General features: G+C 63.1%; 9 protein-coding genes. 7 read left to right on the top strand and 2 right to left on the bottom strand.

Going from position 1 to position 11759, the window contains the following annotated elements; genetic code table 11:
* Positions 1-20: 20 nt before the first annotated feature.
* Positions 21-971 carry an AAA family ATPase gene (locus tag LNV08_RS08160; protein WP_263533200.1) on the bottom strand — a complete coding sequence of 317 codons (951 nt, stop codon included), beginning with the start codon at positions 969-971 and terminating at the stop codon, positions 21-23.
* Positions 972-1066: 95 nt separating this feature from the next.
* Here LNV08_RS08160 and LNV08_RS08155 point away from each other — a divergent pair, with 95 nt between their 5' ends.
* The 7 genes from LNV08_RS08155 (at position 1067) to LNV08_RS08125 (ending at position 11028) form a co-directional block, all read left to right on the top strand.
* Positions 1067-2002 carry a histone deacetylase family protein gene (locus LNV08_RS08155; RefSeq protein WP_263533199.1) on the top strand — a complete coding sequence of 312 codons (936 nt, stop codon included), beginning with the start codon at positions 1067-1069 and terminating at the stop codon, positions 2000-2002.
* A gap of 55 nt (positions 2003-2057) precedes the next feature.
* Entirely contained in the window at positions 2058-3347 is a 1290-nt protein-coding gene (locus LNV08_RS08150; protein WP_263533198.1) for a mechanosensitive ion channel family protein, read from the top strand.
* Positions 3348-3472: 125 nt separating this feature from the next.
* A complete protein-coding gene (locus LNV08_RS08145) occupies positions 3473-4126 on the top strand; it encodes a CerR family C-terminal domain-containing protein (RefSeq protein WP_263533197.1) in 654 nt (217 codons plus the stop codon).
* A gap of 11 nt (positions 4127-4137) precedes the next feature.
* On the top strand, positions 4138-5598 hold the full coding sequence (locus LNV08_RS08140; protein ID WP_263533196.1) for an efflux transporter outer membrane subunit: 1461 nt from the start codon (positions 4138-4140) through the stop codon (positions 5596-5598).
* A gap of 14 nt (positions 5599-5612) precedes the next feature.
* Complete coding sequence (locus LNV08_RS08135) at positions 5613-6719, top strand: efflux RND transporter periplasmic adaptor subunit (RefSeq protein WP_263533195.1); 1107 nt, start codon at positions 5613-5615, stop codon at positions 6717-6719.
* A gap of 12 nt (positions 6720-6731) precedes the next feature.
* Positions 6732-9821 carry an efflux RND transporter permease subunit gene (locus tag LNV08_RS08130; protein WP_263533194.1) on the top strand — a complete coding sequence of 1030 codons (3090 nt, stop codon included), beginning with the start codon at positions 6732-6734 and terminating at the stop codon, positions 9819-9821.
* Between the two features lie 22 nt (positions 9822-9843).
* Positions 9844-11028, top strand: coding sequence for an alpha/beta hydrolase family protein (locus tag LNV08_RS08125; RefSeq protein ID WP_263533193.1), 1185 nt, complete (start codon positions 9844-9846; stop codon positions 11026-11028).
* On the opposite strand, the gene LNV08_RS08120 is transcribed toward LNV08_RS08125, so the two are convergent.
* Positions 10923-11555, bottom strand: a complete 633-nt coding sequence (locus tag LNV08_RS08120; protein WP_263533192.1) for a hypothetical protein — start codon at positions 11553-11555, stop codon at positions 10923-10925. The genes LNV08_RS08125 and LNV08_RS08120 overlap by 106 nt on opposite strands.
* Positions 11556-11759 lie beyond the last annotated feature (204 nt).

Genomic DNA, 11759 nt, shown 5'->3' with positions numbered 1-11759 from the left:
ACCCATCAGCTGGCTTCATCTCAGGGCAGCTGTATCGCTTCGATCATGGCCCGCACCTGTTCGCGTGCGCCGCGCCCGCTGCCGGCCTTGGGGCTCAGGCGGTGCGCAATCGTCTGCGGCAGGATGGCCTGCACATCGTCGGGGGAGACAAAGTCGCGCTCCTCGAGCAAGGCGCGGGCGCGGGCGGCGCGCAAGACGCCCAGGCCCGCGCGCGGGCTCAGACCCTGTGCGAACCATTGCCCGGAGCGCGTCGCTTCAATCAAGGCCTGCAAGTAATCCAGCAGCGCAGCGGAGGCGTGGACGGCGCTGACCAGCTCCTGCGCGACCAGCAAGTCGGCGGCCGTCATCAGCGGGCGCAGGGCGCGCAGTGCGACCCGGCTGTCTTGCCCGCTGAGCAGCTCGCGCTCGGCGGCGCGGTCGGGGTAGCCCAGCGAGATGCACATCAAAAAGCGGTCCAGCTGCGACTCGGGCAGCGGGTAGGTGCCGAGCTGCTCGCTCGGGTTTTGGGTAGCGATGACGAAAAAGGGCTGGGGCAGCGCATGGCTGACGCCGTCTACGCTGACTTGCTTTTCTTCCATTGCCTCCAGCAACGCGCTTTGCGACTTAGGGCCAGCCCGGTTGATCTCGTCGGCCAGCAAGACCTGGGCAAACACCGGGCCGGGATGAAACACAAAATCGGCCCGACCGCCGGCCTGATCGCGCTCATAGATGCTGACGCCGAGCAGGTCGGACGGCATCAAGTCGGAAGTGAACTGCAGGCGCGAAAACTTCAGCCCCATCGAGATCGCCAAAGCATGGGCCAGCGTTGTTTTGCCAACGCCGGGCAAATCCTCGATCAAGAGATGGCCGCCGGCGATCAAGCAGGCGACACAGTCGGCGATCTGAGTCCGTTTGCCCTTGATGATCGTGCTAACCTGCTGCTGTAGAGCTGTTAGTTGAGCCGAAATTTGGGGAAGTGAATGTGAACTCATTGGCCCATCTTATGGCTTAGATCCAGAACTTGAGACAAGAGGGGAATGGCCGCGCGGCATGCCTGCGCGGGCGGCCCTGCGAAAACGATAGAACTATGTCCACTGCTTTCTTCAGCCACCCCGACTGCCGCCGGCACGATATGGGCGCCGGCCATCCCGAATGCCCGCAGCGCCTGACGGCGATCGATGACTGGTTGCTGGCTACCGGCATCGACTTGGCGCTGACCCGCGTTGAGGCCGAAAAGGTCAATCTCGCCGATGTGGAGCGCGCTCACACCCATGGTTATGTGGCCGAAATCGGCGATTTGCTCAGAGGCTGCGAAAGCAGCGGCGAGTCGCGTGCGGTGGACCCCGACACCGTCGCCTGCCCGCACACCTGGGCGGCCACGCTGCGGGCTGCGGGCGCGGCCGTGCAGGCCACCGAGATGGTGCTCAATGGCGGCGTCGAGAACGCTTTTTGCGCCGTGCGCCCGCCAGGCCATCACGCCACGCGCGACCAAAGCATGGGTTTTTGCTTCTTCAACAATGTTGCCGTAGCGGCGCGTTATGCGCTGGATGTGCGTGGGCTGCAGCGCGTGGCCATTGTTGACTTTGATGTGCACCACGGCAATGGCACCGAGGACATCATCGCCGGCGATGACCGGGTCCTGATGGTGAGCATCTTCCAGCATCCGCTCTACCCGTATAACGGCGCGGTGCCCAAGGGTGAGAACATGGTCAATGTGCCGGTGCCCGCCTACACCAAGGGAGCGGAGATCCGCGCGCTGATCGAATCGATGTGGATGCCGGCGCTGGAGGCATTCAAGCCCGAGATGATTTTCATCTCGGCCGGCTTCGACGCGCACCGCGAGGACGACCTGGGGCAGCTCGGTCTGGTCGACTCCGACTACGAGTGGATGACGCAGCGCATCAAGGATGTGGCGGCCAAACATGCGCAAGGTCGCATCGTGTCTTGCCTGGAGGGGGGCTACAACTTAGACGCGCTGGCCCGCAGCGTGGGTGTGCATCTGCGCGTTCTGGCGGGAATCTGAGCATTGAGCTCGGCTGCTGAACCCGGGCAAGTTTGATAGAAAAATACGGTTTTGAATGACAAGTAAAGCAATCGATTTCGCCGAGTTGCGCGATTTGGGCGAAGCCCTGCTGAGTACAAATTCCCTGGTCGGTCTGGCCATTTTGATAGCCTGTCTGGGCTTGTCCTGGGTGGTGGTGAGTTTGCTGCAGCGGCGCATCGCGCACCTGAGGCCCTCGGTGTTTTTCGGCCAGCGCATCGTGGACGGTGTGCTGTTTCCCATTCTTGCGCTGCTGCTGGCATTGGCGGCCAAGACCTGGCTGCCCTTGATGGGCATATCGCACGCGGTGTTCAAACTGGCCGTGCCGGTGCTGGTGTCTTTGCTCATCATTCGCCTGACGGTGCAGGTGCTCAGGACTGCGCTGCCCAACTCCGCTTTGGTCGAGCTGATTGAGCAGACCGTTTCTTGGGCGGCCTGGGTCGGCTCGATTTTGTGGGTGATAGGCGTGCTGCCCTGGCTGCGCGACGAGTTGAACGACATCACTTTCAAATTGGGCGCCACCACGATTTCGGTGACGAATCTGCTGGAGGCCTCGATGACGGCCTTGATCGCGGTCGTGTTGGCGCTGTGGTTGTCATCGGTGATCGAGTCGCGCCTGCTGAGCCGCCCGGTCGGTGATTTATCGCTGCGCAAGATCGCCGCCAACGTCACCCGAGCCGTGCTTTTGCTGAGCGCGATTCTGTTCTCATTGTCTGCGGCCGGCATGGACTTGACGGCCTTGAGCGTGATGGGCGGCGCCGTGGGTGTCGGCATTGGCCTGGGCATGCAAAAGCTGGCCTCCAACTATGTGTCGGGCTTTGTGATCCTGGCCGAGCGCTCGCTGCGCATCGGCGATATGGTCAAGGTCGACAACTTCGAAGGTCGTATCACCGACATCAAGACCCGCTTCACGGTGATCCGGGCTTTGAACGGGCGCGAGTCCATCGTGCCGAATGAGTTGCTGATCACGCAGCGGGTCGAAAACTCCTCGTTGGCTGACCCCACCGTCTTGATCAGCACCGTGGTGCAAGTGGCTTATGGCACCGATCTGGACCTGCTGCTGCCGCAGCTGACCGATGCGGTGCGCCATATTCCGCGCGTGCTGAAAAGCCCCGAACCCTCGGTGCTTTTGACCCAGTTTGCCGCTGACGGCCTGGAGCTGACGGTGAGCTTTTGGATCTCCGATCCCGAAAACGGCCAGGGCGGGGTGCGCTCCGAGGTCAATCTCAGCCTGCTTAGAAAGCTGAATGAATTGGGTATCGAGATCCCGTTCCCGCAGCGCGTGATGCATCATCAAGTACCGCCCGCCGGCTTGCCTTCTGCGTAGGGCTTGCGGCCAATAGGCGCGCCTTTGGTGTTTTTCATGGCTATGCCGGAAGTCACGCTAAAGGTCGCGCTGCCGTGATTGAATTAATTAATCAATCGATTGATTAATTGCGCTTACGATGGGGAATGCCCAAATCAGCCCCCGTGCCAGAAGAACTCAGCGGCCGGCGTGCGCGCTTGTTGACGGAAGCCCGGCGCATCTTTGCCGCCAAGGGTTTTGACAAGGCCAGCACACGCGAGATTGCCGCCGCCGCCGAAGCCAATATTGCCCTGATCGCCTACTACTTTGGTGACAAACAAGGCCTTTACCGCGAAGTCTTGGTGCAGCCCATCGCCGATGTGATGCGCGGCATGCCCGAAGCGGACGCGAGCTTGCCCTTGCGTGAGTGGTTGCAGAGTTTCTATGCCGCTTTTTTGCGCCCGCTGTACGACGCCGAATCCGGCTTGAGCGACAGCACGCGCATCTTCTGCCGCGAAATGATTGCGCCCAGCCCGGCTTGGCCAGACATCTGCGGTGAGCACATCGCACCCCAGCATCACGCCTTGGTGGCGATGCTGGGGCAACGCTGCGGTGCAGCCAGCATCGATGCGGAGCTGCACCAACTCGCCTTCGCGCTGATTGCGCTGGCCCATGACTACTGGCTTTCGGCCCAAGATATGGAAGGCTTGCTGCCGGGCGTGGTCTATGGCCCCGGCGCGTATGAGCGCACGCTGAATCGCTTGGTCACTTTTGGCCAAGCGCTGATTGAAGCTGAACAGGCTCTGCGTCAGAGCCGCTGAGGATGAGAGTCATGCCCGTATTGAAACCGAAGCTGCGCCTGCCATTGCTGGTGTCGGCCCTCGCCGCGGGGCTGGTCTTGGGGCTGGCCGGCTGTGCGACCCCGCCGCCGCCTAAAGACGCGCTCAAGCAAGCCGAGCAAACGCCGCCGGCCTGGATGGCACCACTGCCGCATGGCGGGCAGGCAACCGCGCTGCAGGATTGGTGGTCCCAGTTCGACGACCCCTTGTTGGGGCAGTTGATCGAGCAAACGCAAGCCGCCAATCCCACGCTGCAGCAAGCGGTGGCACGCATCAAGCAAGCCCGCGCTCAAGCCACTCAGGCCGGCAGCGCTCAGTGGCCGAATGTCAATTTGAACGCGGCCGCGCAGCGCCAGCGCCTGCCCTTGGTCAGCGGTGTGCCCACGCAGACGCTGAGCACGGCCAGTCTGGACGCCGCTTGGGAAATTGACCTGTTTGCACGCGTACGCCAGCAGCGCGATGCGGCCGAGGCGCGCGCCCAAGCCAGTGAGCTGGAATGGCATGCCGCGAGAGTCAGCCTGGCGGCCGAGGTGGCGCAGAGTTATGTCAGCCTGCGCGCTTGCGAGCGTTTGACGCAAATCAGCGCCGCCGATGTCGAGGCAATGACGCGGCTGAGCCAATGGTCCAGCGACAAGCTCAAGGTTGGCTTTGAGTCCACGGCCAATGATGCTTTGCTGCAGGCCGCTGCGGCCGACAGTCAGAACCGTTGGTTGAATCAGCGCGCGGAATGTGATTTGCTGGTCAAGGCCCTGGTCAGCCTGAGCGGGCGGCCCGAGCTTGAGCTGCGCGCTCAGCTGGCCCCGGCGTTCGCAAAATTGCCCAGCAGCCCCGGCCTGCAGGTCGCGCAATTGCCGGCCGCCACCTTGGCTCAGCGGCCTGACTTGGCAGCACAGCAGCGTCAGGTGCTGGCCGCTTGGTCAGAGCGCGGCGCGGCTGAAGCCGCGCGGTACCCGCAGTTGCAGCTGGGCGGCTCGATTTCGCTGTCGGCGCTGCAGGTCAGCGGTGGGCCAAAGATTGACGGCAATGGCTGGAGTTTTGGCCCCTCGCTGAGCTTGCCGATTTTCGATGCCGGTTCGCGCCTTGCCAATGCCGATGCGGCGCAAGCGCGCTTTGACGAAAGTCTGGCCGGCTACCGCGCTGCCGTGCTGCTGGCGGTACGCGAGGTTGAGGAAGCCCTGGTGCGGCTTGATGCTGCCCAGCAGCGCGAGCGTTATGCGCAAAGCAGCGCCGATGGCTATCAGCGATCGGCCGTGGCGACCGCCGGCAGTTGGCGTGCGGGCTTGGCCAGTGCGGCCGAGTTGGAGCAGGCGCGCCGGCTGACCTTGAACGCGCAGTCGGCTTTGGTGCAGGTTCAAGCAGCCCGCTTGGCGGCCTGGTTCTCTCTCTACAAAGCTTCAGGCGGCGGATGGCAGCCCGAAGCGTCTCAGTCAATCCCTGGCGGCACAGCCCTTTGATGATGGCCAATCACATGAATAAATTCCAAATTTGCGGGCTGTCTTTGTTGGCCGCTGTGGCGCTGCAAGGCACCGTGCTGGCCGCCGACCCGGCGCCCGCAGCCAAGGCCCGCCCAGCGCTGACGGTCAATTTGATCAGCGCCGAGATAAGCAACTGGGCGCAAACCTTGAGCGCCAATGGTAGCGTCGCCGCCTGGCAAGAGGTGCTGATCGGCAGCGAGCTCGGCGGCTTGCGTTTGGCCGAGGTCGCGGTCAATGTCGGTGATGTAGTCAAGCGCGGCCAACTCTTGGCGCAGCTGTCGGTCGACACCGTGCAGGCCGAGTTGGCGCAATCAAGGGCCGCCGCCAGCGAAGCGCGCGCCCAGCTGAGTGCAGCCAAGCTTGACGCCGACCGGGCGCGCGAGCTCAAAAGCAGCGGCAGCGATGCCTTGAGTGGCCAGCAATTGCAGCAATACCTGACCCTCGAGTTGACCGCCGCCGCCCGCCATGAAGCCGCCGTGGCCCGCCTCAAGAGCGATGAGCTGCGGCTGGCGCAAACCCGCATCACGGCAGCCGATGATGGTGTGATCTCAGCGCGCGCTGCGGCCCTTGGCGCTGTCGTGCAGCCGGGTCAGGAGCTGTTCCGCATGATTCGCAAGAACCGGCTGGAGTGGCGCGCCGAAGTGCCCGCCACCGAGCTGCTGCAGCTCAAGCCCGGCATGTCGGTGTCCGTGACGGGCTTGGACAATCAAGCGATCACGGGCCGCTTGCGCATCACCTCGCCCACGGTGGATGCACAAACCCGCATGGGCCTGGCCTATGTTGATTTGCCGGCCGGCGCGGCTGTCAGGGCAGGTAGCTTTGCGCGGGGCGAGTTCAAGCTGGGTCACAACAATGCACTGAGCTTGCCGCAAACCGCACTGCAGCTGCGCGACGGCTTTGCCTATGTGTTTCAGGTGGCGGCCGATGGGCGCGTGCAGCAACGCAAGGTCACGGTCGGCCGCCGCGTCGGCGATCGCATCGAGTTGACCGGCGGCCTGGACGCCGGTGCGCGTGTTGTCGCCAGCGGGGTTGGCTTCTTGAGCGATGGCGACCTGGTGCGGGTGGTCGATGCGGCCAAAGCCGCCAAACCCGTCAATTAAGCGGAGCCCGCGATGCTGAACGTTTCCTCCGCTTCGATCCGCAACCCGATTCCGGCGATTCTGTTGTTCATCATGCTCACGCTCGGCGGTTTGCTGGGTTTCAGGGCGATGAAGATCCAGAACTTCCCGGACATCGACCTGCCCACGGTGACCGTGACGGCAGCCTTGCCCGGCGCCTCGCCGGCACAGCTGGAGTCGCAGGTCGCGCGCAAGCTGGAGAACCAATTCGCCACGCTGCAAGACGTCAAACATATTTACACCACGGTGCAGGACGGCGTGGCCATCGTGACGGTGGAATTCCGGCTGGAAAAGGGCACGCAGCAGGCGGTCGATGATGTGCGCGACGCGGTCTCGCGCGTGCGCTCCGACCTGCCGGCCGATATGCGCGACCCGGTGATTTCCAAGATGGAGCTGTCGGGCATGCCCATCCTGACCTATACGGTGGCGTCTGCGAGGATGGACGAGGAAGCCTTGTCTTGGTTTGTAGATAACCAAGTAGCCAAAAGCATCCTCGCGGTGCGCGGTGTCGGCGCGGTGTCTCGGGTGGGCGGCGCCAGCCGCGAGGTACGGGTCGAGTTGGATCCGGCCAAATTGCTGGCGCTCAATGCGAGCGCCGCCGATGTGTCGCGCCAACTGCGCCAGATCCAGCAAGAGGCCTCGGGCGGCCGTGCCGATATTGGCGGGGCCGAGCAATCGGTGCGCACGTTGGCGACGGTGCAGACGGCGCAGGAATTGGCTGCGATGGACATCGCTTTGTCGGATGGCCGCCGCATCCGCCTGGACCAGGTGGCGCTGGTCAGCGACACGGTGGCCGAGAGGCGCTCGAGCGCACAGTTGAATGGCAAGCCGGTGGTCGGCTTCGAGATCACCCGCACGCGCGGTGCCGGTGAGGTGGAAGTGGCCGCTGGCGTCAAGGCCGCGATTGCAGCGCTGCGCGCGGCCCACCCCGAAATCGAGTTTGCCGAGGCCTATAACTTTGTCGACCCGGTACAGGAGAACTACGACGGCTCGATGGTGCTGCTATACGAGGGTGCGCTCTTGGCCATCATCGTGGTGTGGTTCTTTCTGCGCGATTGGCGCGCCACGCTGGTTGCGGCCACCGCCTTGCCGCTGTCGGTGATCCCGGCTTTTGGCCTGATGTATCTGCTCGGTTTCACGGTTAACACGGTGACGCTGCTGTCTTTGTCGCTGGTGGTCGGCATCCTGGTCGACGACGCCATCGTCGAGATCGAAAACATCATGCGCCATCTGGCCATGGGCAAGACCCCGTATCAAGCGGCGATGGAGGCGGCCGACGAGATCGGTATGGCCGTCATCGCCACCACCTTCACCTTGATTGCGGTGTTCTTGCCGACCGCCTTCATGGGCGGCGTTCCGGGCAAGTTCTTTGTGCAGTTCGGCTGGACGGCGGCGATCGCGGTGTTTGTCTCGCTGGTGGTGGCGCGCATGTTGACGCCGATGATGGCGGCCTACATTCTCAAGCCCCCGAAAAAGGATCACACCGAGCCGCGCTGGTTGACGGTCTATACCGGCTGGGCCAAATGGTGTTTGCAGCACAGGCTGCTGACCTTGGCTGGGGCCTTGGTGTTCACCGTCGGCTCGCTCGCCTTGGTGCCCTTGCTGCCGACCGGTTTCATCCCGCCGGATGATTTGAATCAGACCCAAGTGACATTGACGCTGCCGCCGGGCAGTACCTTCAAGCAGACCGAGGCCTTGGCCGAACAGGCCCGTCTGATTGTGGCGGCGAACCCTCATGTCAAGCTGATCTATACGGCCATAGGCGGCGGCAACGCGGGCGGCGACCCCTTTGCGGTCAGTGGTGCGGCGGAGGTGCGCAAAGCAACGCTGACGCTGAATATGACGCCGCGCGGTGAGCGCAAGGGCTTGAGCAAGCAAGACCTGGAGAAGCAGTTGCGTGAGGCCTTGGATGTTTTGCCCGGCGCACGCGTCAAGGTCGGCTTTGGCGGCAGCAGTGAGAAATACGTTCTCGTGCTGGCGGGGGAAGATGGTCATGCGCTGGGCGAACATGCGCAATTGGTTGAACGCGAGTTGCGCAGCATCCCCGGCATCGGTGCGGTCACCTCGACTTCCAGCCTAGTGCGGCCCGAATTGATCGTGCGGCCGGACTTTGCGCGCGCCGCCGATCTGGGCGTCAGCGCTGCGGCGATCGCCGATACCTTGCGCATTGCCACCGCTGGTGACTATGACCAAGGCCTGGCCAAACTCAATCTGGCCCAGCGCCAGGTGCCCATCGTCGTCAAGCTGCGCGCCGATGCGCGCGCCGATCTGGCGCTATTGGGCAGTTTGCCGGTACCGGGTAGCCGTGGACCTACGGCGCTGTCAAACGTCGCCACGCTCGAGATTGCCAGCGGGCCTGCGCAAATTGACCGTTATGACCGGCTGCGCAATATCAACTTCGAGATTGAGTTGAATGGCCAGCCGCTGGGTCTGGTCGAGAAGACCGCCTTGGGCCTTCCTAGCTTGAAGAATCTGCCGCCCGGCATCATCCAGACCACGGTCGGTGACGCCGAGGCGATGGGCGAGTTGTTCGCCAGCTTTGGCCTGGCCATGCTGACCGGCGTGCTGTGCATCTACATCGTGCTGGTGCTCTTGTTCAAGGACTTCATCCAGCCGGTGACGATTCTGGCCGCGCTGGTCTTGTCGATTCCGGGGGCGTTTTTGGCGCTCTTTATCACCGGCACCGCGCTGTCCATGCCCTCGATGATTGGCCTGATCATGCTGATGGGGATTGCCACCAAGAACTCGATTTTGCTGGTCGACTATGTGGTGATCGCGCGCCGCGATCATGGCTTGCCGCGCTTCGATGCCATTCTCGATGCCTGCCACAAGCGGGCTCGGCCTATCGTGATGACGACGATTGCGATGGGCGCGGGCATGTTGCCGATCGCCTTGGGCTGGGGGGTGGATCCGAGCTTTCGTGCGCCGATGGCCATCGTCGTGATTGGCGGCTTGATCACCTCGACCTTTTTGAGCTTGCTGGTGATCCCGGTCGTGTTCAGCTATGTGGATGACGGCATTCAGCGTGTGGCGCGCTTGTTCAGACGGCCGGTGCCGACGCCGGCCGAAGTCCTCGAGTCTTGAAATTCGGCCCTTCGCAACCATCATGAACAAGATGAAAAAGACCTTGCTGTCGAACTGCTTGCGTGGCGCCCAGGTCTTGGGTCTCAGCTTGGGTCTGGCAATGAGCCTGAGTGCTTGCCGCACGCCCGAGGCCGGGGCCTTGAGTGGCGATCCCTTGCCGCTGCTGGATGCGCCGCCCGCTGCCGATGTGGCGCCTGGCTACAGCACCGAGGACTTGGACTGGCAAGACGGCGCCCGCCAGCGTGCGGTGCCAGCGCGCTTGTACTGGCCGGCGCAGACTGCACAGACCAAGCAAACGAACCGACATGCAGCCGGCGTGCCACTGATCGTGTTTTCGCATGGCATAGGAGGCTCGCGTCGCGGTTACAGCTATCTGGGGGCCTATTGGGCGGCTCAAGGGTATGCAACGCTGCATGTGCAGCATGTGGGTAGCGACCGGGCGTTATGGTTAGGCAACCCCTTTGGGCTGGTGGGGCGTTTGCAGGATGCGGCCAAAGAGACGGAGGCGCTGAGCCGGGTTGCCGATATGCGCTTTGCGCTGGACCAGTTGCTGAAAGGGCCCCATGGCGCGCAGATTGATGCCGAGCGGGTGATTGCGGCCGGCCATTCCTACGGCGCCAACACGGTGATGTTGTTGTCTGGCGCGCAGGTGCAGCGGCAGGGCGTGGTGATGGACCAGCTGCGCGACCCGCGCTTCAAGGCCGCCATCATCATCTCGGCACCGCCGTTTTATGGCGAGACCGAACGCACCGCCGAAATTCTCAAACCCATCACCATCCCGACGCTACACATCACGTCCACCGAAGACGTGATCGTGATTCCCGGCTATCACTCGGATGCGCGGGACCGCATTGCCGTGTTCAACGCGACCGGCAGTGCGGCCAAGTCGCTGGTGGTGTTCGAGGGCGGCTCACACAGCATGTTCACCGACCGTGCCGGCACCGGCGGGGTGGCGCTCAATCCGCTCGTGAAGACGGCGACCAAGGAGGTCGCGCTGGCCTTCTTGAGCCAGGTCTTCGACGGGCAGAGCGAGCCGCTGCAGCAGTGGAGTGAGCGCCACAAGGCGATCGTCAATCAGACCCAAATGGCCGCTGCTGCATTTCAGCCGTTCAGCGTCGTGCGACCTTCGGGTTCGCAACTGGCCACGGGCTTGGGGATGCTGCCTTCCAGATCGGAGATCCAGCAGGCGTCCAGCACCGAGCAGTAGCAGGCTTCGACGGTGATCTTGCCGCGGCCTTGGCGGTCAAATTGACGCCATAGCTGCAGGGCTTCTGCGTCTTTGGCGGCCGGCTGGGACCATGAAAAAAGCTTGATGGTGCTGCCGGGTGAAATCAAGCGTGGCGCAATCGTCGAGGTCATGATTTCGACCGATAACTTGGCAGTTTCAGGGCTGGATTCGCGAACCTGTGCGCGCAGGCTCTTGACCAATTTGCCTTCGGACTTCATCTCGAACCAGACGATGCGAGCCGGGCCATTGCCGTCATTGGTGACCGAGAAGCTCAGCGCAGGCTGGCCGCCGTCGAAATTGCTGCTCATGAATTGCAGCAGCGGGGTCGAGCTGGCCAGCACGAGGCGCGAGTTCTCTTTCACCAAGGCCTGCATCGCGGCGCTGGTGCGCATCGAGCTGTAGACCGCGCTGGCCGTGCTCAAGACCATGCTGGCCGCGACGGCAATATGAAACCACTTCGGTGCCGGGTCGGCTTGGGGCTTGATCAGTTTGGTCGCTTCAATCATGGGCTGAGTTTTGTGTTTGCGCAGGCTTTTGCTGCGCGCGGCCGACTATAGCGCCCGCGGGGCCCATTTGCGCCACGCCAGTTCCGGGCCTGGGTGCATCGTAAACTCCGCCAGAATCCTCCAGGCCAGCAAGCCGCTGAACTGTGCATGACGTGCAGGTGGCGGCTTATTTGGGCGCAGTCCCTTTCTCAACAAGGCAGTAAA

This window comes from Paucibacter sp. TC2R-5, from assembly GCF_025717605.1.
Taxonomy (GTDB): Bacteria; Pseudomonadota; Gammaproteobacteria; order Burkholderiales; family Burkholderiaceae_C; genus Paucibacter_A; species Paucibacter_A albus.
Note: the sequence above shows the minus strand (reverse complement) of the source record. Positions and strands in the feature narration are given on the sequence as shown.

Coding starts and splice junctions, on each gene's coding strand:
- LNV08_RS08160 (WP_263533200.1), bottom strand. CDS start 971: ATGAGTTCACATTCACTTCCCCAAATTTCGGCTCAACTAACAGCTCTA.
- LNV08_RS08155 (WP_263533199.1), top strand. CDS start 1,067: ATGTCCACTGCTTTCTTCAGCCACCCCGACTGCCGCCGGCACGATATG.
- LNV08_RS08150 (WP_263533198.1), top strand. CDS start 2,058: ATGACAAGTAAAGCAATCGATTTCGCCGAGTTGCGCGATTTGGGCGAA.
- LNV08_RS08145 (WP_263533197.1), top strand. CDS start 3,473: ATGCCCAAATCAGCCCCCGTGCCAGAAGAACTCAGCGGCCGGCGTGCG.
- LNV08_RS08140 (WP_263533196.1), top strand. CDS start 4,138: ATGCCCGTATTGAAACCGAAGCTGCGCCTGCCATTGCTGGTGTCGGCC.
- LNV08_RS08135 (WP_263533195.1), top strand. CDS start 5,613: ATGAATAAATTCCAAATTTGCGGGCTGTCTTTGTTGGCCGCTGTGGCG.
- LNV08_RS08130 (WP_263533194.1), top strand. CDS start 6,732: ATGCTGAACGTTTCCTCCGCTTCGATCCGCAACCCGATTCCGGCGATT.
- LNV08_RS08125 (WP_263533193.1), top strand. CDS start 9,844: ATGAACAAGATGAAAAAGACCTTGCTGTCGAACTGCTTGCGTGGCGCC.
- LNV08_RS08120 (WP_263533192.1), bottom strand. CDS start 11,555: ATGATTGAAGCGACCAAACTGATCAAGCCCCAAGCCGACCCGGCACCG.